This window comes from Comamonas sp. 7D-2 (assembly GCF_022749555.1).
GTDB lineage: Bacteria > Pseudomonadota > Gammaproteobacteria > Burkholderiales > Burkholderiaceae_C > Comamonas > Comamonas thiooxydans.
Map to the genome: position 1 here is coordinate 911,402 of NZ_CP094238.1, position 25,398 is coordinate 936,799.

Consider the following 25,398-nt stretch of genomic DNA (forward strand, 5'->3'; position numbering starts at 1 on the left):
ACGGTTTGGATTATGACGGTTGGTAATACTTGCGTGCCGTCTTGTCGCTTTTCGCCATGCGGTCTGGGGCACAGAATGAAACAAAGGTCGGAGCGTCCGGTGAAACGCTCTGAACCGGCCCATAACCAGTCTTTCAAGAGATCCAAGGAGAAGCCGCATGGCCATTCGTCGTACCGTTCTGTCGTCCATTGCCGCCTGCGCAGCGGCAGCCGCGCTGTCCCCCGCGTTCGCTGCCAATGCCGCAGCTGACTACCCCAATCGCCCCATCCGCCTGGTTGTGCCCTTTGGCGCCGGCGGGTCCACCGACATGGTGGCGCGTCTGCTGGCCGAGAAAATGAGCACGGTGCTCGGCAAGTCCGTGGTGGTGGACAACAAGGGCGGCGCGGGCGGCTCCATCGGGGCGACTGAAATCGCCAAGGCGGCACCCGACGGCTACACCATCGGCATGGCCACGGTGTCCACCCATGGCTCCAATCCGGCCATCTTCCGCAAGCTGCCTTATGACGCGATCAAGGACTTCGCTCCCATCACCAATGTGATGAGCGTGCCCAGCGTGTTCGTGGTGAACGCCAGCGTGCCTGCCAAGACCATGAAGGAATTCATTGCACTGGCCAAGGCCAACCCCGACAAGTACACCTTTGCATCGCCGGGCACGGGTTCCCTGGGTCATGCCAATATCGAGAACTTCATGAATCTGGCTGGTATCCAGTTGCTGCACATTCCCTACAAGGGTGCGGGCCAGGCCATTACCGATGCGCTGGGCGGGCAGGTCAATGCCATGACGGACAACCTGCCTTCGACCCTGCCGCATATCAAGGCCGGCCAGCTGCGTCCTCTGGCCGTGCTGGCACTCAAGCGCAGCGATGTGCTGCCCGATGTGCCCACCTATACCGAGCTGGGCTATCCCCAGATGGGTGACGGCGGCTGGTTCGGCCTGGTGGCGCCTGCGGGCACACCCAAAGCGATCATCGACAAGCTCAACGCTGCGGCGCACAAGGTCATGGCTTCGGCCGACTATCTGGAAAAGCAGAAGTCCATCTCCGGCGAGTCCATGGGCAACACGCCCGAGCAGTTTGCCAAGCAGATCAAGACCGCGATCGAGCGTTACACGGCCGTGGCCAAGCGCGCCAATATCAAGCTGGACTGATGAAGGTTTGAATGTCTGTGCCTGATTTTCTGCAAGCCAGACCGGCCGAGCCGGTGCTGGTGCACCCGGCCCGGGGCGAGGTTCTGCCCATAGTCTGCGACTCGCCGCACAGCGGCACGGCCTACCCCGAGGACTTCGGCACCGTCGTGCCCATGAGTCTGCTGCGTCGCGGCGAGGACACGCATGTGGCCGCGCTCTGGGACCGCTGGCCCGAGTTCGGCGCCACGCTGCTGGAAGCGACTTTTCCGCGTACCTATGTCGATCCCAATCGCAACGAGTCCGACCTGGACCCTGCGCAGATCGAGGGCGAGTGGCCGGTGCCGCTGTCGCCCAGCATCAAGACACAGCAGGGGCTGGGCCTGATCTGGCAGCGCATCAGCAAGGCCGGCGTGGCCACTTCTTTGTATGAGCGCAAGCGCACCGTGGCCGAAGTGCAGCACCGTATCGAGCGCTACTGGCGCCCCTATCACGCGGCGCTGGCGCAGGCCATCGACGACAGCGTGGCGCGCTTCGGGGCCGTGTGGCACCTGAATCTGCACTCCATGCCCAACGATGTGTACCAGCGACTGGGACGCAGCGATGCGCCGCCGCTGGCCGACTTCGTACTGGGCGACCGCGACGGCACGACCTGCGCGCCCGAGTTCATCCATCTGGTGGGCGATACGCTCAAGGGCTTCGGCTACAGCGTGGCCTACAACGAGCCCTACAAGGGTGTGGAGCTGATCGGGCGCATAGGCCAGCCGCAGCTCAATCGCCACTCGATGCAGATCGAGATCCGTCGCCCCGTCTATATGGATGAGGACACGCGCGAACCGAATGCCGGCTTCGAGCCGCTGCGCAGGCATTTTGCCGAGCTCATGCAGGTGCTGGCGGACTATGTGCGCCAGCAGATGACCAGAGGCTGAAACCAGTCCATCGCTCCAGGCCCGGCTTTGCCGGGCTTTTTCATGTCACGGTCAAATGTCAAAAAACTGTGGCTAGGATGCCGCGATTGAGGGATTCCTTATCGAAGCTGCTATCAGAATCAGTTACGCTCGCAGGTTGGTGTCATCGTATGTCTGATGTAACAACAAGCGTCTAGGAATCGTACCGGAATGAAGTTCACTCCCATCGCAGCGCTGGTCATGTCGAGTCTGGCGGCCTTTGCCCAGAGCGCATCCGCGCAAACCGGTGCGGAAGGTCGCATGAATTTTTTGCGCGATTCCAGAGCCGCCACATCGGGTCCCCAGTTTGAATTCAGCCGCCTGCAATACGGCCCGCTGCCGATTGCTGGCACACGCGTGGCCTCCACTGCCGGTCCGCTGCAGGCTGCCGAGCGCGGCGATGCCAAGGCGCAGAACCAGCTGGGCGAAATGTATGTGCATGGACAGGGCGTGCCCCAGAATGCCGCCACGGCCGCGCAATGGTTCCGCAAGGCCGCAGCCCAGGGGCATGCGGGTGCCCAGAACAGTCTGGGGGCGCTGTATGCCAACGGCCAGGGCCTGCCGCAGAACTATCGCGAGGCTGCCCAGTGGTACGGCCGCGCGGCGCAGCAGAACAATGCCGTGGCCCAGTACAACCTGTCCCACCTCTATCAGGAAGGTCTGGGCGTGCCCCAGAGCTTCAGCACCGCTGCCCAGTGGCTGGAAAAATCCGCTGCACAAGGCCATGTGACGGCCCAGTTCGAGCTGGGCCAGCGCTACCTCAAGGGCAATGGCGTGGCCGTGAACTACATGACGGCTGCAGACTGGTTCAAGAAAGCCGCCGATCAAGGCCATGCGGAAGCGCAGAACCAGCTGGGCTCCATGCTGTCCGACGGCGTGGGCGTGAAGCTGGACCCCGTGCAGGCTGCCCAGTGGCTGCAGCGCGCTGCCGAGCAGGGCGATGCCAGGGCCCAGAACAGCCTGGGCCGCATGTATATGGATGGCGTGGGTGTTCCGCGCGACTACAAGCTGGCGGCGTCCTGGTTCCAGAAGAGTGCCGAGCAGTGGAATGCCGACGGCCAGAACCATCTGGGCCGTCTGTATCTTTACGGTCTGGGTGTGGAGCAAAGCCCTGCCTATGCGGCGCAATGGTTCCAGCGCGCGGCCGACCAGAATCATGCCGATGCCCAGTACAACCTGGGGACCATCTATGCCGAAGGTCTGGGCACGCCCCAGAACTACGGCACGGCCCTGCAGTGGTATCAGAAGGCGGCCGAGCAAGGCCATGCCGCCGCCATCAACAACGTGGGCACCTTGTACGCCGAAGGCCGTGGTGTGCCGCAGAACTATGCGACGGCCATGCAGTGGTTCCGCCGCGCAGCCGACAAGGGCGATGCCTCGGCCCAGTTCAACCTGGCGCGTCTGTATGCCGATGGCCAGGGCGGTGCCGCCAGCCCTGCTCAGGCGATGAAGTGGTATGCCGCGGCAGCCGAGCAAGGTCATTCTGGTGCACAGAATCGCCTGGGCGTGATGTACGCCGAAGGCCAGGGCGCTGCGCGCGACTACGGCAAGGCCGTGCAGTGGTATCAGCGTGCGGCCGAGCAGGGCGATGCCGCTGCCCAGTACAACCTGGGCATGGTCTATGCACAGGGCCAGGGCGTGCCGCGTGACAATGCCAGGGCCTACTTCTGGTACAACCTGGCGGCCATGGAGCTGGGCGGCGATGCCGCCAAGCGCCGCGACGAAGCGGCCAACAAGCTCAGCATTGCCCAGGTGGCCGAGCAGCAGAACAAGGCGCTGGCCTGGCAGCCCAAGCGCTGATTGCCGCTTGGCACTCAGGCACCCAAGCGCTTCCATCGAGAAGCGCTTTTTTATGCCGGCCGGCTCCCGCCATGGCTCAAATCATGGCTCGAATGCTGCTATCCAGCGCAGGCTGGCTACCAGATCAGGCTGCCCGGACAGCGCTTTGTGCGGCCGATGATTTCTAAAACCAAGGAGACAACAATGAAGAAGACTTCAATGAACATACTGGCCGGCCTGATGGCTGGCGCAGGCCTGCTTTTGTCCGCGGGCGCACAGGCTCAGGACGCCTTCCCCACCAAGCCGATTCGCATCGTGCTGGGCTTTCCCGCCGGCGGCCCGCTGGACCAGCATGCCCGTTTGCTGACCGACAAGCTGCAGGGCGTGCTCGGTCAGCCGCTGGTGGTGGATTACAAGCCCGGAGCGGGCGGCTCGGTGGGGGCGCAGGACGTGATGCGCTCGCCCGCCGACGGCTACACGCTGATGCTGGCCAATACCGGCGTGATGGTCATCAACCCTGCGCTCTACAGCAAGTTGCCCTACAACACGCTCAAGGATTTCACGCCGATTGCCCGCACCGCCATGCAGCCGCTGGCGCTGCTGGTCAACAACAAGGTGCCGGCCAAGACGCTGACCGAGTTCACGACCTATGCCAAGGCCAACCCCGGCAAGATCAACTTCGGCTCGGCCGGCAACGGCGGCATCAGCCATCTGGTGCCCGAGATGTTCAAGAGCGCTGCAGGCGTGGACCTGGTGCACATTCCCTACAAGGGCAGCGCGCCTGCGTTCACCGATCTGATCGGTGGCCAGGTGCAGTTCATGGCCGAGAGCATTCCTCAGGCTGCGGCCTATCACAAGCAGGGCAAGGTGCGCGCCCTGGCCGTGACCAGCAAGGAACGCAATCCCGCGCTGCCCGAGGTGCCGACCGCCATAGAGTCCGGCCTCAAGGGCTTCGAGGTAGTGGGCTTCTATGGCTTTCTCGCTCCTGCCGGCCTGCCCAAGGAGGTGACGGCCAAGCTCAGCAATGCCTTCCAGCAGGTGATGAACCTGCCCGATGTGAAGAGCCGCATGGTGGAGCAGGGCGCCGATCCGGCCTTCCTCGGCTCCGAGGCCTTCGGCAAGTTCCTGGCCAGCGAGACTCCGCGCTGGGCGGCAGCCGTCAAGGCCTCGGGTACGAAACTGGATTGACACCCCCTGAGGCCCTTGCGCGGCTGCCCTGAATTGTCAGTGCCAGTATTGAAGGTGGTGAACGCAAAAAAGCCCGGTCACTTTGGGTGGCCGGGCTTTTGTTTTGCTATGGGTATCGAAGCTGCTTGCGCTTGATTAGAGAGAAATTCAGCATTGATTGATACTGAAATTCAAGGTGGATCTGCGTAAGCAGCTACTGATTTACAGCTGATCGCCTGTCTGTGCGGGGCTGAACATGTCCACACGATCGGTGATGATGCCGTCCGTGCCCAGGTCTATCAGGCGCTGTGCGGCCCATTGGTCGTTGACGGTGTAGCTGCTGCAGTAGAGGCCTGCGCCATGCACCTTGGCCACCAGCTCGGGCGTCCACAGCGCATGGTTGAGCACCATGGCGCTGCAGTCCAGCTCCAGGGCCAGTTTCAGGTCGGCGTCACCGTTGCCATCGGCCAGCTTGTCCACCAGCAGGCCGCGCGGAATATGGGCTGCGGTCTCGCGGGCGCCCTTGAGCGACTCGGACTTGAACGAGGTGAACAGCGGCTGTACCTCGGTTTGCGGCCAGATGCGCTGCATCAGCTCGCCGCAGGCACGACCGGTTTCCAGTTCCTGGCCCGGGGTCGGCTTGATTTCCACATTCAGGTGCAGATGGTTGGCCAGGCACCAGCGTGCCAGGGCTTCCAGCGTGGGCAGGGCCTCGCCCGCATAGGCGCGCGAGTGCCAGCTGCCGGCGTCGAGCTGGGCGATCTCGCCCATGCTCAGTTCGCCGCCAATGCCGTGGCCGTTGGTGGTGCGCTCCAGCGTGGCGTCATGCATCAGAAACAGCACGCCGTCCTGGCTGAGCTTGGCATCGCATTCAAAAAAGCGGTAGCCATGCTGCGCGCCCAGACGGAAGGCGCTCATGGTGTTCTCCGGTGCCAGCTTGCCGGCGCCGCGGTGGGCCACCCAACGAGGGTAGGGCCAGGGTTTCAAAGCAGTAGTCATAGTGGATTTGCGCCCATGTAGACGTGAAAAAAGCGCCGTCAGCGTGGGCTTGGGCGCTTGGAGAAGTTTATGGCAGAAGGAATTCTGCAGTCATGAGCGTATGCATGCGATGAGATTGAGTCGGTCATTGGCGTCCGTGGACTCGTTCTTGAGGGCTGCGCATTCACGGTGCCAGGGCACCGGGACAGGGCCGCCTCGCAGCGAAGTTGCCGTCCCCCTCGGGCGCCAGGCGCCCAGCAGGGGAAGCGGCCAAGCCGCTCAGGGGGTGTTTCGATTTATACGCGTTTGCCGGTTTCGGCGTTGAACCAGTGCAGGCGGTCTTCGCGCGCCGAGATGCGGGCCGTTTCACCGGGCTTGGGATAGGGCTTGCCTTCTTCCACGCGCACGGTGACGTCTTCGTCGCCCACCTTGCCATAGAGCAGGCGTTCGGCGCCCAGCAGTTCCACGGTCTGGACCTTGAACTCCACGCCGCCGGCTTCCACCAGGTCGATATGCTCGGGACGGATGCCCAGGATCATGCCGGGCTTGCCGTTGGGCGAGTGCTTGAGCAGGTTCATGGGAGGAGAGCCGATGAAGCCAGCCACAAAGGTGGAGGCGGGCGTGTGATAGACCTCTTCGGGCGTGCCGAACTGCTCCACATTGCCGCCGTTCATCACCACCATGCGCTGGGCCAGGGTCATGGCCTCGACCTGGTCGTGGGTCACGAACAGGCTGGTGATGCCCAGCTCGGCGTGCAGCTTCTGGATTTCCAGGCGGGTCTGGCCGCGCAGCTTGGCGTCCAGATTGGACAGGGGCTCGTCGAACAGAAAGACCTGGGGCTGGCGCACGATGGCGCGGCCCATGGCCACGCGCTGGCGCTGGCCGCCGGAGAGCTGGCGCGGCTTGCGGTCCAGCAGATGGCTCAGCTCCAGAATCTTGGCAGCCTTGTCCACGCGGCGCTTGATCTCGTCCTCGGGCACCTTGGCGAGCTTCAGGCCGTAGGCCATGTTCTCGTAGTTGCTCATGTGGGGGTAGAGCGCGTAGTTCTGGAACACCATGGCGATATTGCGCTTGGCGGGCTCCAGGTCGTTGACCTTGTTGCTGCCGATCAGCAGGTCGCCGTCGGTGATTTCTTCGAGGCCGGCGATCATGCGCAGCAGGGTGGACTTGCCGCAGCCCGAGGGGCCGACCAGCACGATGAATTCGCCGTCGTTGATTTCGACGTTGATGCCGTGGATGACGGGTACGGCGGACTTGCCGGAGCCGTAGCGCTTGACGATGTTCTTCAGGGAGATGGATGCCATGAGAGGTATTCCAGGTATTCGTTCAATGGGTCAAAAGAAGGTGGTGGAGGCAGTGGGGGCGAGCTTTATTTCTCGGTATCCACCAGGCCTTTGACAAACCACTTTTGCATCAGCATCACCACGGCTGTCGGGGGCAGCATGGCCAGAATGGCGGTCGCCATCACAATGTTCCAGTCCACAGCGGCTTCACCACCGGCCAGCATGCGCTTGATGCCGATCACCACGGGGTACATGTCTTCCGAGGTGGTCATCAGCAGCGGCCACAGGTACTGGTTCCAGCCGTAGATGAACTGGATCACGAACAGCGCGGCAATCGAGGTCTTGGACAAGGGCACCAGGATGTCCTTGAAAAAGCGCATGGCGCCGGCGCCGTCGATGCGGGCGGCCTCCACCAGCTCGTCCGGCACGGTCAGGAAGAACTGACGGAACAGGAAGGTGGCGGTTGCCGAAGCAATCAGGGGCAGGGTCAGGCCGGCGTAGCTGTTGAGCATGCCCAGCTCGGCCACGACCTTGTAGGTGGGCAGGATACGCACTTCCACGGGCAGCATCAGCGTCAGGAAAATCGCCCAGAAGCAGACCATCTTGAACGGGAAGCGGAAGTAGACGATGGCAAAGGCCGACAGCAGCGAGATGGCGATCTTGCCCACGGTGATGACCATGGCCACGACAAAGCTCACCCACATCATCTGCACGACATTGGTGTTGGAGCCGAGCTTGCCCGAACCGAGCAGGGCGTCGCGGTAGTTTTCCCACATATGCGAGCCGGGCAGCAGCGGCATGGGGGACTGCACGATGGCGTCCGCCGTATGGGTGGATGCGACCAGCGCCAGATACAGCGGAAAGGCCACGATGGCCACGCCCAGCAGCAGCACGGCGTGGGAGATGAAGGCAAGCCAGGGATTACGATCGACCATGATCAGTACTGCACTTTCTTTTCAACATAGCGGAACTGGATCACAGTCAGCACGACAACAATCAGCATCAGGATCACGGACTGGGCTGCGGAGCCGCCCAGGTCCAGCGCCTTGAAGCCGTCCTGGTAGACCTTGTAGACCAGAATCGATGTGGACTGGCCGGGGCCGCCCTGCGTGGCTGCATCAATGATGCCGAAGGTGTCGAAGAAGGCGTAGACGACGTTGATCACCAGCAGGAAGAAGGTGGTGGGCGAGAGCAGCGGCAGCTGGATGTTCCAGAAGCGTCGCCATGGGCCGGCACCGTCGATGGACGCGGCTTCGATCAGTGCCTTGGGAATGGACTGCAGTCCGGCGAGGAAGAACAGGAAGTTGTAGGAAATCTGTTTCCACACCGAGGTGATGACGATCAGGGCCATGGCCTGGTTTTCGTTCATCAGATGGTTCCATTCATAGCCCAGCTTGCCCATGTAATGGGTCACCACACCGATGGAGGGCGAGAACATGAAGACCCACAGCACGCCTGCGATCACGGGAGCCACTGCGTAGGGGATGATCAGCAAGGTCTTGTAGACCATGGCAAAGCGGATGATGCGATCCGCAAAGATGGCCAGAGCCAGCGAAACGGCAATGCCGACGCCGGCCACCAGCACCGAGAACAGTGCTGTGCGCTTGAAGGAATTCAGATAGGTGGGGTCGGCGAACAACTGGCGGAAGTTGTCCAGGCCAACCCATTCGGTACTCATGCCGAACGCGTCTTCCATCTGGAATGACTGGAGCACAGCCTGACCGGCGGGCCAGAAGAAGAAGATGCCGATGATCAGTAGCTGGGGGGTGATCAGCACCCAGGGAAGCCACTTGGATCGGAAAAGAACGCGTTTTTCCATGAGGAGTTACAAATAAAAAAACCGCCGGAGCCTGGGTGCAGTCAACGGGGTATTTGGGGGTGCAGAGCCTTGTTTGAAGGCCCCGCAGGCCTTGGCGGCACCCTTGCGGGTGCCTGGAGGGTTTACTGTTTGTAGGAGCGCTCGAAGCGAGCCAGCAGTTCGTTGCCACGGCTCACGATGGAGTCCAGCGCCTGCTTGCCGGTCTTCTTGCCAGCCCACACCTGTTCGAGTTCTTCGTCCTCGATGGTACGGATCTGCACGTAGTTGCCCAGACGGATGCCGCGCGAGTTGTCGGTCACCTTGCGGATCATCTGCGTCACGGCGGTGTCGGTGCCGGGGTGCTTGGCGTAGAAACCGGACTTTTCGGTCAGGTCATAGGCCGCCATGGTCACGGGCAGGTAGCCGGTGCGCTGGTGCGAAGCGGCCTGTACCTTGGTCTGCGACAGGAACTCGAAGAACTTGGCCACGCCCTTGTACTCTTCGGCCTTCTTGCCAGCCATGACCCACAGCGAAGCGCCGCCGATCACGGTGTTCTGGGGAGCGCCCTTGACATCGGGATAGTAGGGCAGGGGAGCCAGGGCGTAGTTGAACTTGGCGTTCTTGGCCACATCGCCGTAGAAGCCGGACGAAGTCTGGATCATGGCGCATTCACCGGCGGTGAACGAAGCCTGGGAAGTGGAGGCGCGACCCTTGTAGACAAACTCGCCAGCCTTGGCAGCTGCGGCCAGGTTGTCGATGTGCTTGACGTGCAGAGGCGAGTTGATCTTCATGCGCGCCTTGTAGCCGTTGGCGCTCAGACCGTTGTGCTCGGTGGCGAATTCCACGTTGTGCCAGGTGGAGAAGGACTCCAGCTGGGTCCAGCCTTGCCATGCCAGGGTCATGGGGCAGCTGTGGCCGCTTTCCTTGAGCTTCTTGGCGGCAGCAAAGACTTCGGGCCAGGTCTTGGGGGCGACGTCGGGGTTCAGGCCGGCCTTCTTGAAGGCGTCCTTGTTGTAGTAGAAGATGGTCGTCGAGCTGTTGAAGGGGAAGCTCAGCATCTGGCCGTTGGGGGCCGTGTAGTAACCGGCCACGGCGGGGATGTAGGTCTTGGGGTCGAAAGCGACGCCGGCGTCCTGCATCACCTTGCCCACGGGCACCGTCGCACCCTTGGAAGCCATCATGGTGGCGGTACCCACTTCAAACACCTGCAGGATGTGAGGGGCGTTGCCCGAGCGGAAGGCTGCAATCGCGGCCGTCATGGATTCGTCGTACACGCCCTTGAACGTGGGCACGACCTTGTAATCCTTCTGGCTTTCGTTGAACTGCTTGGCCAGGTCATTGACCCACTCGTTATTCACGGCAGTCATCGAGTGCCACCATTGGATTTCGGTGACGGCTTGTGCCGAGAAAGTAGTAGCGGCGACGGCGGCGGCCATGGCCAGTTGCTTGAATTGCATGAAGGCTCCTCTAACGATCGTTGACGAAATATGCGGTGATGCACACTAAGTCATCCGTATGACATATGGATGTCATTGTTTGCATGGGCAACGCGCCGCACCATGGGCAGAACCCGCAGTCACAAGCCTTTGTATGACGATCCGGTGACATCTGATGGTGCGCGAAGCTGCGCCATTCTAGGTCAACGGCATTTCGTTTGTTGTTGGTAGTCTTTCGTATTGAGTTGTTTTTGATTCGGAAATGTATGATTTTTGTCTAAATAGCCTATGAAAGATTCATCTACCCTTTGGCTGCGTGCAGCGGTGAACGGGTTCGCAGCGCCTTTGTGCATCGTCATGCAGCGGATCGCCTGCGAAATGCCGATGGGGCTTGCTGCTTTGGCGATAGCAGGGCTGGCCACTCAGAACCCATAGCAAAGCATGGCTGAGCCTCCGTCGCTTAAAATCGTCATCCCACTGGCTTAGGGGCGCCACACAGAGGGCGCCCGACACGGTCTACCCCCATGAATGTACCGATTGCGTTGGCTGCCGCCCTCCAGGCCCAGGCTGCCGAACCCGCACGACTGCGCGAGATTCCCTATAACTACACATCGTTCTCTGACCGTGAGATTGTGATTCGTCTGCTGGGCTCATCCATGTGGGATGTGCTCAATCAGCTGCGTCAGGAACGCCGTACCGGCCGATCCGCCCGCATGCTCTACGAAGTGCTGGGGGATATCTGGGTTGTGCAGCGCAATCCCTATCTTCAGGACGACCTGATCCACAACCCCGACCGCCGCAAGTCGCTGGTCGAGGCGCTGGAGCATCGCCTGGCCGAGATCGACAAGCGCCGCGAGCCCAACGAGGATGCGCTGCGCGATCAGCTGGTGGGTCAGCTGGTGGAAGCGGCCCACCGCGCCGTGCATGAATTCAACGCCACTTTTGTCGAGGCCGAGCAACTGCGCCGCCGCGCGCAGAAGACGCTGCGTCGCTATACCGCCAAGGACAATATCAAGTTCGACGGTCTGTCGCGCGTGGCCCATGTGACCGATGCGACCGACTGGCGCGTCGAATACCCGTTTGTCGTGCTGACGCCCGATACCGAAGCCGAGATGGCCGGCCTGGTCAAGGGCTGCATCGAACTCGGTCTGACCATCATTCCGCGAGGAGGCGGTACCGGATACACGGGTGGTGCCATACCTTTGACCTGGCGCTCGGTGGTCATCAACACCGAGAAGCTGGAAGCGCTGACCGAAGTCGAGATGCGCATGATTCCCGGCGTGGATCACGAAGTGCCCACCATCTACTCCGAAGCCGGTGTGGTGACCCAGCGTGTGGCCGATGCGGCCGAGCGCGGCGGCTTTGTGTTCGCCGTGGACCCGACCTCCATCGAGGCCTCCTGCATAGGCGGCAATATCGCCATGAACGCGGGCGGCAAAAAGGCCGTGCTCTGGGGTACTGCCCTGGACAATCTGGTGTCCTGGCGCATGGTCACGCCCGATGCGCAATGGCTGGAGGTCACACGCCTGGATCATAACCTCGGCAAGATCCATGATGCCGAGATGGCCTGTTTCGAGCTGAAGTACTTCGAGGCGGACGGCAAGACCCATGTGCGCACCGAGCGCCTGGACATCCCCGGTCACACCTTCCGCAAGGAAGGCCTGGGCAAGGACGTGACCGACAAATTTCTCTCGGGTCTGCCCGGCATCCAGAAGGAAGGCACGGACGGCCTGATCACCAGCGCGCGCTGGGTGGTGCACCGCATGCCGGCGCATACACGTACCGTTTGCATGGAATTCTTCGGCAATGCCAAGGATGCCGTGCCCTCCATCGTCGAGATCAAGGACTATATGTTCGCCGAGCAAAAGCGCTCGGGCGTGCTGCTGGCCGGCCTTGAACACCTGGACGACCGCTACCTCAAGGCCGTGGGCTACGCGACCAAGAGCAAGAAGGGCAACGGCCGTCTGCCCAAGATGGTGCTGCTGGGCGATATCGCCGGTGACGATGCCGACGAAGTGGCCCGCGTGGCGGCCGAGGTGGTGCGCATCGCCAATTCACGCAACGGCGAGGGCTTTACCGCCGTCAGCGCCGAGGCGCGCAAGAAGTTCTGGCTGGACCGCAAGCGCACGGCAGCGATCTCGCGCCATACCAACGCCTTCAAGATTAACGAAGACGTGGTGATTCCGCTGCCGCGCATGGCCGAGTACACCGATGGCATCGAGCGCATCAATATCGAGCTGTCGCTGCGCAACAAGCTCAAGCTCTGCGACGAGCTGAGCGGCTTTTTCAAGCACTCCGATCTGCCCCTGGGCAAGAGCGACGATGCCGGCGACATCCCCAGTGCCGAACTGCTGGAAGACCGCGTGCAGCAGGCCCTGGCGCTGGTGGCCGAGGTGCGCGAGCTCTGGCAGGGCTGGCTGGACGGCGTGGCCACGCTGTTCCCCGAGCTGCAGGATCACCGCCTGCGTGCGAGCTGGAAGACCCAGCTCAAGGAGCCGCTGTCCAAGATTTTCGCGGGCGCTGCCTTTCAGCCGCTGCGCGAGTCGGTCAACGAGATTCACCAGACCGTGCTCAAGGGCCGTGTCTGGGTGGCCCTGCACATGCACGCCGGCGACGGCAATGTGCACACCAACATCCCCGTCAACTCCGACGACTATGAAATGCTGCAGACCGCGCACGAAGCCGTGGCCCGCATCATGGAGCTGGCGCGCAGTCTGGACGGCGTGATCTCGGGCGAGCACGGCATCGGCATCACCAAGCTGGAATTCCTCTCGGATGCCGAGCTGGCACCGTTTGCCGATTACAAGAAGCGTGTGGACCCCGAAGGCCGCTTCAACAAGGGCAAGCTGATCCGCAACGAAGAGTGGGATGCCCTGGCGCACCAGAGTCATGACGGTCGCTCGCCGCGCGAGTCGCTGATGTTTGCCGATCTGACCAATGCCTACACGCCCAGCTTCGGCCTGATGGGTTATGAATCCATCATCATGCAGCAGTCGGACATCGGCGCCATCGCCAACTCCGTCAAGGACTGCCTGCGCTGCGGCAAGTGCAAGCCCGTGTGCGCCACCCATGTGCCGCGCGCCAATCTGCTGTACTCACCGCGCAACAAGATTCTGGCCACCTCGCTGCTGGTGGAGGCCTTCCTCTACGAAGAGCAGACACGCCGTGGCGTGTCCATCAAGCACTGGCAGGAATTCGAAGACGTGGCCGACCACTGCACGGTCTGCCACAAGTGCTTCAACCCCTGCCCGGTCAAGATCGACTTTGGCGACGTGACCATGAATATGCGCAATCTGCTGCGCAAGATGGACAAGAAGAGCTTCCGTCCCGGCAACAAGCTGGCCATGGCCATGCTCAATGCCACGAACCCCGACACCATCAAGTTCATGCGCACGGCCATGGTGGGCGTGGGCTTCAAGGCCCAGCGCCTGGCGGCCGACGTGCTGGGGGCTGTCGCCAAGAAGCAGACCGCGCATCCGCCCGCATCCGTGGGCACGGCTCCCATCAAGGAGCAGGTGATTCACTTCATCAACAAGAAGCTGCCCGGTGGTCTGCCCACCAAGACGGCGCGCGCCTTGCTGGATATCGAAGACAAGGATTACGTGCCCATCATCCGCGACCCGCAGGCCACCAAGTCGGACACCGAGGCGGTGTTCTACTTCCCCGGCTGCGGCTCGGAGCGCCTGTTCAGTCAGGTGGGTCTGGCCACGCAGGCCATGCTCTGGCATGCCGGCGTGCAGACCGTGCTGCCACCCGGTTATCTGTGCTGCGGCTATCCCCAGCGCGGTTCGGGCCAGTTCGACAAGGCCGAGAAGATGATCACGGACAACCGTGTGCTCTTCCACCGTGTGGCGACCACGCTCAACTATCTGGACATCAAGACCGTGGTGGTGAGCTGCGGTACCTGCTATGACCAGTTGCAGGGCTACCAGTTCGACAAGATCTTCCCCGGCTGCCGCATCATCGACATCCACGAATATCTGCTCGAAAAGGGCATCACGCTGCAGAACAAGGGTGCTTACCTGTACCACGACCCCTGCCATACGCCCATGAAGCAGCAGGACCCGATGAAGACCGTCAAGGCCTTGATGGGGGACAACGTGCTCAAGAGCGAGCGCTGCTGCGGCGAATCCGGCACGCTGGGGGTGACGCGTCCCGATATCTCCACGCAGATCCGTTTCCGCAAGACCGAGGAGATTCGCAAGGGCGAGGCCGCATTGCGTGACAACGGCCAGCTGGGTGCCCAGGACAACGTCAAGATCCTGACCAGCTGCCCCAGCTGCCTGCAGGGCCTGAGCCGCTATGGCAACGATCTGAACAACGGTCTGCTCGAAGCCGACTACATCGTGGTCGAGATGGCGCGCGACATTCTGGGCGAGAACTGGATGGCCGAGTATGTCAATCGCGCCAACCAGGGCGGTATCGAGCGTGTGCTGGTGTGATGCCCCCTGAGTCGCTCCGCTCCTTCCCCAAGGGAGGCCGGGGCGGACCTGCCTCGGTGTCTCCGGCCTTTGCTGGGGTCACATCGAGAAGCATTGCAATGGAGATTTCAGATGCTGGTTGAAAATTGTCCTCTGTGCATTGCCGATGGCGGTGCGCTGGTCTGGCGCGGCGACAAGCTGCGTGTGATTCGAGCTGTGGAGGCAGGCTTTCCGGCCTTCTATCGCGTGGTCTGGAATGAGCATGCGGCCGAGTTCTCGGATCTGAGCGCGGCGGATCGCATTGTCTGCATGGATGCCGTGGCTCTGGTCGAGCGCGTGCTGCGCGAGCAGCTGGCTCCGACCAAGATCAACCTGGCGGCGCTCGGTAATATGGTGGCACATCTGCACTGGCATGTGATTGCGCGCTATGACTGGGACAGCCACTTTCCCGCTTCCGTCTGGGCTGCGGCCCAGCGCGAGCGCGATGAAGAGCGCGAAGCTGCGATTGCCCGCCAGCTGCCGCAGGTGGATGAAGTGCTGCAAAAGGCGTTGGCCCTCTGGGCCGCGTGATGTTTTTCGTCTCCGACGGGAGATTCAAAGGGCAGCTTGAGGCTGCCCTTTTATGCATTGATTAGGAGAGAACCATGGCAGGACTGCAAGCCAATACTCCCACCCCCCAGTCATTGACCGTGCATGGCGCATCGCGCGTGCTGGAGGTCTCTTATTCGGACGGCAAGACTTTCCGCATCCCGTTCGAGTTGCTGCGCGTGTACTCGCCCTCGGCCGAGGTGCAAGGCCATGGCCCGGGCCAGGAAGTGCTGCAGACCGGCAAGCGCGATGTGGGCATCAACACCATAGAGCCGGTCGGCAACTACGCCATCAAGCCCTTCTTCAGCGATGGGCATGAAAGCGGTCTGTACACCTGGGAATACCTCTACCAGCTGGGCAGCCAGCAGGATGCTCTGTGGCAGCAATATCTGCAGCGCCTTGAAGAGGCCGGGATGGAGCGCGACACGCCCATGCCCGAGAAGGGCGCCGGCGGTCATGGCTGCAGCGTGCATTGAGCTTTGACTCCCAGGGGCTTGCATGTCGGCTCAAAAGCCGGCAGCAACGTCCCGTACACGCCACATAGCCCATGCATACGGTACAGGGTTATTGAGGCTGGTGCTATATTTCCAATAGCTGGCAGCGCATGTGAAATAAGCGCTCAAGGCGAATTCCTTCCAAAAACCATAGTGCTTCAAAGCCTGTAGCCATACGGGGTTGTCGCTGTACGCGCAAGCACTGCCTGCTTAGCATTCTTTGTTATGAGCTCCACACACTTCGGATTCCAGACTGTTGATGAAAGCGAGAAGGCATCGCGCGTACGCGGTGTGTTCGACTCCGTGGCTTCCAAGTACGACGTCATGAACGACGTGATGTCGGGCGGTCTGCACCGCGCCTGGAAGGCTTACACGCTGATGGTGGCCAACCTCAAGGAAGGCGACAAGGCGCTGGATATCGCGGGCGGCACAGGAGATCTGTCCCTGGCTTTTTCCAAGAAGGTGGGCGCCAGCGGTCAGGTGGTGCACACCGACATCAATGAAGCCATGTTGCGCGTGGGGCGTGACCGTTTGACCGACAAGGGCGTGATCCTGCCCACGCTGGTCTGCGATGCTGAAAAGCTGCCTTTCCCCGACAACTATTTCGATCTGGTCAGCGTGGCCTTCGGTCTGCGCAATATGACGCACAAGGATGCAGCGCTCAAGGAAATGAACCGCGTGCTGCGTCCCGGCGGCAAGCTGCTGGTGCTGGAGTTTTCCAAGGTGGCCAAACCGCTGGAGAAAGTCTATGACTGGTACTCGTTCAAGATTTTGCCGACCATGGGCAAGATGATTGCCGGCGACGCCGAAAGCTATCGCTATCTGGCTGAGTCCATTCGCATGCACCCAGGCCAGAAGGAGCTCAAGGCCCTGATGCAGCAATGCGGCTTTGGCCATGTGGACTATCACAACATGACAGGAGGCGTCTGTGCCTTGCATGTGGGAATCAAATGTTAAGTGCGCCCTGTGCGCAGATTTGTAGCGACTTTCTATAAGAAGGGAGATGAGATGAAGAAACTTTGGTCAATCGCCTTGGTGGCAATGCTGGTGGTGGCACATGGTCAGGCCGATGCAAAACGCATGGGCGGTGGCTCATCGTTCGGCAAACAGTCGGGCAACGTCACTCAACGCGAAGCGTCTCGTGCTCCCGCTCAGAATACCCAGCAGGCTCCGCAGCAGAGTGCGGCGCAGCAAAACCGTGCTGCTCCGCCTGCAGCGGCTCCGGCCGCTGCACCCAAGAAGCCATGGGGCGCCATGCTGGGCGGCCTGGCCGCAGGCCTGGGCCTGGCCTGGCTGGCCAACTCGCTGGGCATGGGCGAAGCCTTTGCCAATCTGCTGATGTTCGGTCTGCTGGCCATGGTGATCATGGTGGTGGTCGGCATGATCATGCGCCGTCGCAAGGCAGCGCCTGCCGTGCAGAGCACCAGCAGTCCATTCGCCTTTCAGGGCGCAGGCAATCTGGGCGGTGATGTGAATGCACCTCAGGCACGCCAGTACAACCCCGAAAAAGTGGGCAATGACGCGTCGGCTCGTCCTTGGGAACAGAACCATATTCCCGAAGCCGCAGCTGCAGCTGGCGGCTCCATGATCGGCTCTGCCCTGTCGGGTTCGCAGAACTGGGGCGTGCCTGCAGACTTCGATGCCGAAGGTTTTCTCACGGCAGCCAAGCGCAACTTCGTGACACTGCAGTCGGCCTGGGACAGGTCCGACATCACCACTCTGCGCTCCATGATGACCGACGAGATGCTCGCGGAAATCCGCAGCCAGCTGTCCGAGCGCGAGAGCCAGCGTGCCGGTGAACCCAACCACACCGACGTGTTGATGATCGATGCGCAACTGCTGGGCATCGAAGATCTGGGCAATGGCTATATGGCCAGCGTCGAGTTCTCCGGCATGATCCGCGAAGAGGCATCGGCAGGCCCCAGCCCCTTCCGTGAAGTCTGGAACATGACCAAGCCCAAGAGTGGTACCAGCGGCTGGCTGGTGGCAGGCGTGCAGGCGCTGCAATAAGCGCCGCCCCGCAGCGATGGTGCCGTCCCCCTTGGGGGGAAGGCGCAAAGCGCCACAGGGGGGAATCAATTTCATGAATAATCGGGGACTATGGCAACACAGTCCCCTTTTTCTTTTCTGGGCGGTCTCGTCGAACGCGTGATGGCCGGTCCCCAAGCTCCCGAATGGCTGGTGAGTGAAATGCACCAGCGTCTGGTGCTTTTCCTCAATCACGTGCTGATGCAGGAAAAAGAGGCCATGGACCGCCTCGTGCGCCAGAAGGGGCGTATTGCGCGCGTGCAATGGCGCCAGTATTCGGTCGCCTTGCTGGTCACTCCTGCTGGCCTGTTCGACGTGGCTCCTGCGGAGGCTGCACCCGATCTGATGCTGGAAGTCACCGAGACCTCTCCTCTGTCGCTGGCCCAGACGGCCTTGCGTGGCGACAAGCCCAGCATTCGCATCGAAGGCGATGTGCAGTTTGCCGCCGAGATCAATTGGCTGGTGGATAACGTCAAGTGGGATGTGGAGGAAGATCTGGCTCGCCTGATTGGCGATGTGCCGGCCCACACCATTGGCAAGGTGGCACGCACGGCCGCACAGGGGCTGCGTCAGTTCGTCGGCGCACGCATGGGCAGCAAGTCTGCCTCTGCTGCCGATGTCGCCAATCCTGCCGGCACGGCACCCGTGGCAGCCATGCCCGGGGCCGATTACACACAGCCATGAGCCGCTTTCTGCGGGGCTGGGCCATCCTCTGGGTGGTGTTTCGTTATGGACTCGATGAGCTGGTGCTCTCCGGGATTCCGCATCCGCGCCTGCGCAGCCTGCGCGGCGTGCTGACCTTTGGCCGCAAGCTGGACAAGCCACGTGGCGTGCGCCTGCGCGAAGCGCTGGAAGAGCTGGGACCCATCTTCGTGAAGTTCGGTCAGGTGCTTTCTACGCGCAGCGACCTGATGCCGCCCGATGTGGCCGAGGAACTGGCCAAGCTGCAGGACCGCGTGCCGCCGTTCGATTCCCAGATCGCGGTGGACACCATCGAGCGCTCCTTTCGCAAGCCGCTGGAGCAGATCTTCATCAGCTTCGAGCGTGAGCCCGTGGCCAGCGCGTCCATCGCCCAGGTGCACTTTGCCAGGGTTCGCGACAAGTCCGGCGTCGAGCACGACGTCGCCGTCAAGGTGCTGCGTCCGGGCATGAAGTCCGTGATCGACAAGGATCTGGCGCTGATGCACATGATGGCGAGCTGGCTGGAAAAGCTCTCCCATGATGGCAAGCGCCTCAAGCCCAAGGAAGTAGTTGCCGAGTTCGACAACTATCTGCATGACGAGCTGGACCTGATCCGCGAAGCCTCCAATGCCGCGCAACTGCGCCGCAATATGGAAGGGCTGGATCTGGTGCTGATCCCCGAGATCCACTGGGATTACTGCCACACCGACGTGATGGTGATGGAGCGCATGAAGGGCGTGCCCATCAGCCAGGTCGAGCGCCTGCGCGAAGCCGGCGTGGACATCCCCAAGTTGGCGCGCGATGGCGTGACCATCTTCTTTACCCAGGTGTTCCGCGACGGCTTCTTTCATGCCGACATGCACCCGGGCAACATCATGGTCAGCCTGGAGCCCGATACCTTCGGGCGCTATATTTCGCTGGACTTCGGCATCGTCGGCACGCTGACCGAGTTCGACAAGGAATACCTGGCGCAGAACTTCCTGGCCTTCTTCCGCCGCGACTACAAGCGTGTTGCCGCCTTGCATGTGGAAAGCGGCTGGGTGCCGGCCACGACGCGCGTCGAAGAGCTGGAGGCGGCCATCCGCGCCGTCTGCGAGCCTTATTTCGACCGGCCTCTGGCTGAAATCTCGCTGGGCATGGTGCTGATGCGCCTGTTCCAGACCTCGCGCCGTTTCCAGGTCGAGATTCAGCCCCAGCTGGTGCTGCTGCAAAAGACGCTGCTCAATATCGAGGGCCTGGGCCGTCAGCTCGACCCCAACCTTGACCTCTGGAGCACGGCCAAGCCATTCCTCGAGAAATGGATGCTGGACCAGATGGGGCCGCAGCGCCTATGGCATGAGCTGCAGGCGCAGGCGCCGCGTTACGCCAAGATCCTGCCCGACATTCCGCGTGTGCTGCACCAGTATCTGTCCAGGCATGGCGCTGGCAATGACAGCGAAGCCCTGCTCAAGGAGCTGCTGCAGCAGCAGAAAACGACAAACCGTTTGCTGCAGGCCATCCTTTGCGGCGGCATCGGTTTCGTCATCGGTCTGGTGGTGCTGCAGGTTCTGCTGCGCATCCGCTTCTGAGCTTTCCCTTTCTTTAGAGTTCGAGGAGTGCCAGCGTGCTGCTCTCATTGGTGATCGTCTACCTGTTAGTGACCATCGGCATCGGCCTGTGGGCCGCCAGACGCGTGAAGAACACGGCGGACTTCGCCATTGCCGGCCGTCATCTGCCGCTCTACATGATCATCACCACCACATTCGCGACCTGGTTCGGGTCCGAGCTGGTGCTGGGCGTGCCAGCCAAGTTCATCGAAGGCGGTCTGCATGCGCTGGTGGAAGATCCGTTTGGCGCGGGCATGTGCCTGATCCTGGTGGGCGTCTTTTTTGCGGCCAAGCTCTACCGCATGAATCTGCTGACCATCAGCGACTACTACCGCTCGCGCTATGGCCGAGCTATCGAGGTGGTCTGCTCGCTGATCATCATGCTCAGCTATCTGGGCTGGGTTTCGGCCCAGGTCACGGCGCTGGGCCTGGTATTCAACCTGCTCTCGGGCGGTGTCGTCAGCATTCCCATGGGCATGACGATAGGCGTGCTCTCGGTGCTGGTCTACACCCTGTTCGGCGGCATGTGGTCCGTGGCCGTGACGGATTTCGTGCAGATGATCATCCTGGTCGCCGGCCTGCTGATACTGGCCTTTTTTGCCGGTGACATGGCGGGCGGCGCGGGCAAGGTGGTCGATCTGGCCACCAGCCGGGATCTGTTCAAGTTTCTGCCCGAGCCCTCGCTGCATGAAATCGTTTTCTTCATCGGCGCTGCCGTGACCATGATGCTGGGCTCGATTCCGCAGCAGGACATCTTCCAGCGCGTGATGTCGGCAGACACCGAGAAGTCGGCCGTGCGCGGCACCATCATCGGCGGTGCCTGCTATGTGATCTTTGCCTTCGTACCCATGTTCCTGGTGGCCAGTGCGCTCATCATCATGCCCGCCGAAGCCACGGCCCTGCTGGCCGATGATCCGCAGAAGGTGCTGCCCACCCTGGTGATGGACAAGATGCCGTTTGCCATGCAGGTGCTGTTCTTCGGCGCGCTGCTCTCGGCCATCAAGTCCTGCGCGTCGGCCACCTTGCTGGCTCCCAGCGTGACCTTTACCGAGAACATCTGGCGCCAGTTCCGTCCCTACACCACGGACAAGGAAAACCTCAGGACCATGCGCATCAGCGTGCTGGTGTTTGCGGCCTGTGTACTGGCCTATTCGATAGCCATGGAGGGCACGCCCATCTATGAGCTGGTCGCCAGCGCCTATCAGGTGCCGCTGGTGGGGGCCTTCGTGCCGCTGGTGTTCGGCCTGTACTGGAAGCGAGCCACCACCCAGGGTGCCATCAGTGCCGTGGCGCTGGGCATAGGTGTGTGGCTGGTCTTTATGGTCACGCCCGCGCTCAACCAGGCTTTTCCACAGCAGCTGGCTGGTCTTTTGGCTGCGGTTGCCGGCATGCTTGCAGGCTCGCTGCTGCCCCAGTGGATCAGCAACCATCACCGTGAAATCGAGTCCTTGGCCGAGATCAAGGCTTGAGAGAGCAAACCGGCTGCACCGGGGCTTGCTTGCGCAGCGCAGCAAAACCAGGGGCGGCGCCTATAATTGAGGGTTTTTGCACTTTCTCCGTTTTTAGCGCTATGCCTATCTATGCATACAAGTGTGGCTCCTGCGGTCACGCCAAGGATGTGCTGCAGAAAATCTCGGACGCGCCGCTGACCGTGTGCCCAGCTTGCGGGGCCGAGGCCTTTTCCAAGCAGCTCACCGCTCCGGGCTTTCAGCTCAAGGGTTCTGGCTGGTATGCCACGGACTTCAAGAACAGCGGCAGCAAGCCGGCTGCAAGCACCTCTTCATCCAGTGACAGTGCCGCTGCACCTGCAGCAGCTGCCCCTGCCCCTGCGCCCGCCAATTCCTGAGGCTTACCCACACTATGTCTGCATTGCGCAAGTGGCTGATTGCCGGTTTGCTGGTCATCGTTCCCCTGGTGATCACGCTGGGCGTGCTCAACTGGATCATCGGAACGCTTGATCAGACGCTGGCCATTCTTCCCGAGGCCTGGCAGCCCGACAGATTGCTGGGCATGCATATTCCGGGCTTTGGCGTTATTCTGACCTTGCTGATTCTGCTGCTCGTGGGCGGCATTGCCAGCAATTTCATCGGCCGCAAGCTGGTGGGCTGGGGTGATGCGCTGGTGCGTCGCATTCCCGTGGTGCGCTCGATCTATTCCAGCGTCAAGCAGGTCTCGGACACCGTGTTCTCCGACAGCGGCAACGCTTTTCGCACGGCAGTGCTGGTGCAGTGGCCACGCGAGGGCGTATGGACCGTGGCTTTCGTCACAGGCCAGCCCAGCGGTGAAGTGGCGGCTTTGCTGCGCGATGAATATGTGAGCGTCTTCGTGCCCACCACGCCCAACCCCACAGGGGGTTACTTCGTGCTGGTGCGCAAGAGCGAGTGCATCGAGCTGGAAATGAGCGTGGATGCGGCGCTCAAATACATTGTTTCGATGGGCGTGGTGGCTCCGCCAGACCTCGCTCTGATCGAAGAATCCAAACAAACAACCTTGTCGCACCCCTAAGGTGCAGGAAGAATTTTCATGGCAATGCGTTCTCAATACTGCGGTCTGGTGACCGAAGCCCAAATGGGCGAAACCGTGACCCTGTGCGGCTGGGTGAATCGCCGCCGTGACCATGGTGGCGTGATCTTCATCGACCTGCGCGACCGTGAAGGCTATGTGCAGGTGGTCTGCGACCCCGACCGCGCCGAGATGTTCAAGGTGGCCGAAGACGTGCGCAACGAGTTCTGCGTGCAGGTCAAGGGCGTGGTGCGTGCGCGTCCCGCCGGCACCACCAACGACAAGCTCAAGAGCGGTCAGATCGAAGTGCTGTGCCATGAACTGAACGTGCTCAACGCTTCCGTCACGCCTCCTTTCCAGCTGGACGATGACAATCTGTCGGAAACCGTGCGCCTCACGAATCGCGTGATGGATCTGCGTCGTCCCGTGATGCAGCGCAATATGATGCTGCGTTACAAGACCGCCATCCAGGTGCGCAACTTCCTCGACAAGGAAGGCTTCATCGACATCGAGACCCCCATGCTGGGCAAGTCCACGCCTGAGGGCGCCCGTGACTACCTGGTGCCCTCGCGTGTGCATGACGGCGAATTCTTCGCGCTGCCCCAGTCGCCCCAGCTGTACAAGCAGATGCTGATGGTCTCGGGCTTCGACCGCTACTACCAGATCACCAAGTGCTTCCGCGACGAAGACCTGCGCGCTGATCGTCAGCCCGAATTCACGCAGATCGACTGCGAAACCTCTTTCCTGAACGAAGAGGAAATCCGCGCCATCTTCCAGCGCATGATCAAGGAAGTGTTCCAGACCCAGTTGAACGTGGATCTGGGCGAGTTCCCCATCATGACCTACCAGGACGCGGCCTTCCGCTTCGGTTCGGACAAGCCCGACCTGCGCGTCAAGCTGGAGTTCACCGAGCTGACCGACATCATGGGCGATGTGGACTTCAAGGTCTTCTCCACCCCCGCCACCACCAAGGGCGGCCGTGTCGTGGCCCTGCGCGTGCCCGGCGGCGCTGCCATCTCGCGTGGCGAGATCGACGGCTACACCGAGTTCGTCAAGATCTACGGTGCCAAGGGCCTGGCCTGGATCAAGGTCAACGAAGTGGCCAAGGGCCGTGAAGGCCTGCAGTCGCCCATCGTCAAGAACCTGCACGATGCAGCGCTGGCCGAAATCGTCAAGCGCACCGGTGCACAGGATGGCGACCTGCTGTTCTTTGGCGCCGACAAGGAAAAGATCGTCAACGACTCCATCGGCGCCCTGCGCCTGAAGGTCGGCCACAGCGAATTCGGCAAGAAGAGCGGCCTGTTCGAAGACAAGTGGGCGCCTCTGTGGGTGGTGGACTTCCCCATGTTCGAACATGACGAGGAATCCGGCCGCTGGGTGGCCGTGCACCACCCCTTCACCTCGCCCAAGGATGGTCACGAAGACCTGATGGACACCGATCCAGGCAAGTGCATTGCCAAGGCCTACGACATGGTTCTGAACGGCTGGGAACTGGGCGGTGGCTCGGTGCGTATCCACCGTGCCGACGTGCAGGCCAAGGTGTTCGAAGCCCTGAACATCACGCCCGAGCAGCAACGTGCCAAGTTCGGCTATCTGCTGGACGCGCTGCAGTACGGTGCGCCCCCCCACGGCGGTCTGGCCTTCGGCCTGGATCGTCTGATCACGCTGATGACCGGCTCCGACTCCATCCGCGACGTGATTGCCTTCCCCAAGACACAGCGCGCCCAGGATCTGCTGACCCAGGCTCCCTCGCCCGTGGACGAGAAGCAGCTGCGCGAGCTGCACATCAAGCTGCGCAACCCCATGGTGGTCACCACCGAGGCTTGATTGCCAAGCTCCCCGTGAACAGCGCCGGTCGCTGTTCACACCCGGGCGCCAGTTCGCGAAAGCGGCTGGCGCTTTTTTGTTGCTTTGAAATCGGGAGCTGCTTGCGCCTGTCAATCTTGAGACTCAGATGGTTTTCAGTCTGAATTCAATGATTGGAAAGCGGTTGAAGCTATGAATATTGATGGCTATCAAGCAGCAGGGCGACTCAGCCTGCTGTCATGCTGGCCGCGCTAATATGCTGCGATGGAAGTCAGGCCCTACAAGATTCCGCAGTCCGTGCTGGTCGTGATCTACCGCGAAGACGGGCAGGTGTTGCTGCTGCGCCGAAGCATCGATGCGCCCGAGGGCGAGCCTTTCTGGCAATCCGTCACGGGCAGCAAGGACAGCCTGGACGAGGATTGGCATGAAACCGCCGTGCGCGAGGTGTTCGAGGAAACCGGCATTAATGCGCTGGCGCCGGACTGTTGCCTGACCGACTGGAAACTCGAGAACGTCTACGCCATCTATCCGCAATGGCTGCATCGTTACGCGCCGGGCGTCAGCCATAACCAGGAGCGTGTCTTCGGCCTCCGTGTGCCACCTCACATGAGCGTGCACTTGAATCCCAGGGAGCACACCGCACATGATTGGCATGATTGGCGTGAGGCAGCCCAGCGCTGCTTTTCTTCTTCCAACGCAGAAGCTATTTTGCTGTTGCCGCGCTTCGAGCCGGCGCTGGTCGAGCGCCGCTGCAGGCAACAGCCTTGAAACCCACAGTGCC

The 25,398-nt window shown here is 61.6% G+C and carries 22 protein-coding genes; 16 read left to right on the forward strand and 6 right to left on the reverse strand.

Features of this window, described 5'->3' with window-relative positions; genetic code table 11:
* Positions 1-157 precede the first annotated feature (157 nt).
* The 4 genes from MPZ60_RS04120 to MPZ60_RS04135 all read left to right on the forward strand — a co-directional run bounded on the left by MPZ60_RS04120 (position 158) and on the right by MPZ60_RS04135 (position 5,037).
* A complete protein-coding gene (locus MPZ60_RS04120) occupies positions 158-1,147 on the forward strand; it encodes a tripartite tricarboxylate transporter substrate binding protein BugE (protein ID WP_034357551.1) in 990 nt (329 codons plus the stop codon).
* Between the two features lie 11 nt (positions 1,148-1,158).
* The gene (locus MPZ60_RS04125) at positions 1,159-2,052 is read left to right on the forward strand and encodes an N-formylglutamate amidohydrolase (RefSeq protein WP_034357553.1); all 894 of its coding nucleotides are present in this window, start codon (positions 1,159-1,161) and stop codon (positions 2,050-2,052) included.
* Between the two features lie 189 nt (positions 2,053-2,241).
* Positions 2,242-3,870, forward strand: coding sequence for an SEL1-like repeat protein (locus MPZ60_RS04130; RefSeq protein ID WP_034357555.1), 1,629 nt, complete (start codon positions 2,242-2,244; stop codon positions 3,868-3,870).
* Between the two features lie 183 nt (positions 3,871-4,053).
* Positions 4,054-5,037 (forward strand): tripartite tricarboxylate transporter substrate binding protein, encoded by a 984-nt coding sequence (locus MPZ60_RS04135; protein ID WP_233425097.1) that lies wholly within the window; start codon positions 4,054-4,056, stop codon positions 5,035-5,037.
* Between the two features lie 201 nt (positions 5,038-5,238).
* On the opposite strand, the gene ugpQ is transcribed toward MPZ60_RS04135, so the two are convergent.
* The 6 genes from ugpQ to MPZ60_RS04165 form a co-directional block, all read right to left on the reverse strand.
* Entirely contained in the window at positions 5,239-6,015 is a 777-nt protein-coding gene (gene ugpQ, locus MPZ60_RS04140; protein WP_034357558.1) for a glycerophosphodiester phosphodiesterase, read from the reverse strand.
* A gap of 275 nt (positions 6,016-6,290) precedes the next feature.
* Complete coding sequence (locus MPZ60_RS04145) at positions 6,291-7,298, reverse strand: sn-glycerol-3-phosphate import ATP-binding protein UgpC (protein ID WP_003065985.1); 1,008 nt, start codon at positions 7,296-7,298, stop codon at positions 6,291-6,293.
* A 65-nt stretch (positions 7,299-7,363) separates the two neighbouring features.
* Positions 7,364-8,212 carry a sn-glycerol-3-phosphate ABC transporter permease UgpE gene (gene ugpE, locus MPZ60_RS04150; RefSeq protein ID WP_034357561.1) on the reverse strand — a complete coding sequence of 283 codons (849 nt, stop codon included), beginning with the start codon at positions 8,210-8,212 and terminating at the stop codon, positions 7,364-7,366.
* A 2-nt stretch (positions 8,213-8,214) separates the two neighbouring features.
* Positions 8,215-9,096, reverse strand: a complete 882-nt coding sequence (gene ugpA / locus MPZ60_RS04155) for a sn-glycerol-3-phosphate ABC transporter permease UgpA (protein ID WP_034357563.1) — start codon at positions 9,094-9,096, stop codon at positions 8,215-8,217.
* A 122-nt stretch (positions 9,097-9,218) separates the two neighbouring features.
* Positions 9,219-10,532, reverse strand: a complete 1,314-nt coding sequence (gene ugpB / locus MPZ60_RS04160; protein WP_034357566.1) for a sn-glycerol-3-phosphate ABC transporter substrate-binding protein UgpB — start codon at positions 10,530-10,532, stop codon at positions 9,219-9,221.
* 182 nt (positions 10,533-10,714) lie between these two features.
* Positions 10,715-10,933, reverse strand: a complete 219-nt coding sequence (locus MPZ60_RS04165; protein WP_131324692.1) for a hypothetical protein — start codon at positions 10,931-10,933, stop codon at positions 10,715-10,717.
* Between the two features lie 102 nt (positions 10,934-11,035).
* Between MPZ60_RS04165 and MPZ60_RS04170 the strand changes: the two genes are divergently transcribed.
* From MPZ60_RS04170 to nudB, 12 genes are all read left to right on the forward strand, one after another.
* Positions 11,036-14,953, forward strand: a complete 3,918-nt coding sequence (locus MPZ60_RS04170; RefSeq protein WP_034357568.1) for an FAD/FMN-binding oxidoreductase — start codon at positions 11,036-11,038, stop codon at positions 14,951-14,953.
* Positions 14,954-15,064: 111 nt separating this feature from the next.
* Positions 15,065-15,502 (forward strand): HIT family protein, encoded by a 438-nt coding sequence (locus tag MPZ60_RS04175; protein ID WP_034357570.1) that lies wholly within the window; start codon positions 15,065-15,067, stop codon positions 15,500-15,502.
* Between the two features lie 74 nt (positions 15,503-15,576).
* Entirely contained in the window at positions 15,577-15,996 is a 420-nt protein-coding gene (locus tag MPZ60_RS04180) for a gamma-butyrobetaine hydroxylase-like domain-containing protein (RefSeq protein ID WP_003065996.1), read from the forward strand.
* 243 nt (positions 15,997-16,239) lie between these two features.
* Positions 16,240-16,971 carry a bifunctional demethylmenaquinone methyltransferase/2-methoxy-6-polyprenyl-1,4-benzoquinol methylase UbiE gene (gene ubiE / locus MPZ60_RS04185; RefSeq protein WP_003065997.1) on the forward strand — a complete coding sequence of 244 codons (732 nt, stop codon included), beginning with the start codon at positions 16,240-16,242 and terminating at the stop codon, positions 16,969-16,971.
* A gap of 51 nt (positions 16,972-17,022) precedes the next feature.
* The gene (locus tag MPZ60_RS04190; RefSeq protein ID WP_034357573.1) at positions 17,023-18,024 is read left to right on the forward strand and encodes a Tim44 domain-containing protein; all 1,002 of its coding nucleotides are present in this window, start codon (positions 17,023-17,025) and stop codon (positions 18,022-18,024) included.
* A 90-nt stretch (positions 18,025-18,114) separates the two neighbouring features.
* Complete coding sequence (locus tag MPZ60_RS04195) at positions 18,115-18,726, forward strand: hypothetical protein (protein WP_003065999.1); 612 nt, start codon at positions 18,115-18,117, stop codon at positions 18,724-18,726.
* Positions 18,723-20,291, forward strand: coding sequence for a ubiquinone biosynthesis regulatory protein kinase UbiB (ubiB, locus tag MPZ60_RS04200; RefSeq protein ID WP_034357575.1), 1,569 nt, complete (start codon positions 18,723-18,725; stop codon positions 20,289-20,291). The genes MPZ60_RS04195 and ubiB overlap by 4 nt, the downstream gene beginning before the upstream one ends.
* A gap of 35 nt (positions 20,292-20,326) precedes the next feature.
* On the forward strand, positions 20,327-21,778 hold the full coding sequence (locus tag MPZ60_RS04205) for a sodium:solute symporter family protein (protein WP_034357577.1): 1,452 nt from the start codon (positions 20,327-20,329) through the stop codon (positions 21,776-21,778).
* 101 nt (positions 21,779-21,879) lie between these two features.
* On the forward strand, positions 21,880-22,155 hold the full coding sequence (locus MPZ60_RS04210) for an FmdB family zinc ribbon protein (RefSeq protein WP_012837126.1): 276 nt from the start codon (positions 21,880-21,882) through the stop codon (positions 22,153-22,155).
* 14 nt (positions 22,156-22,169) lie between these two features.
* On the forward strand, positions 22,170-22,814 hold the full coding sequence (locus MPZ60_RS04215) for a DUF502 domain-containing protein (RefSeq protein WP_003058473.1): 645 nt from the start codon (positions 22,170-22,172) through the stop codon (positions 22,812-22,814).
* A gap of 18 nt (positions 22,815-22,832) precedes the next feature.
* A complete protein-coding gene (aspS, locus tag MPZ60_RS04220) occupies positions 22,833-24,638 on the forward strand; it encodes an aspartate--tRNA ligase (protein WP_034357580.1) in 1,806 nt (601 codons plus the stop codon).
* 243 nt (positions 24,639-24,881) lie between these two features.
* Positions 24,882-25,385 carry a dihydroneopterin triphosphate diphosphatase gene (gene nudB / locus MPZ60_RS04225; protein ID WP_034357582.1) on the forward strand — a complete coding sequence of 168 codons (504 nt, stop codon included), beginning with the start codon at positions 24,882-24,884 and terminating at the stop codon, positions 25,383-25,385.
* Positions 25,386-25,398 lie beyond the last annotated feature (13 nt).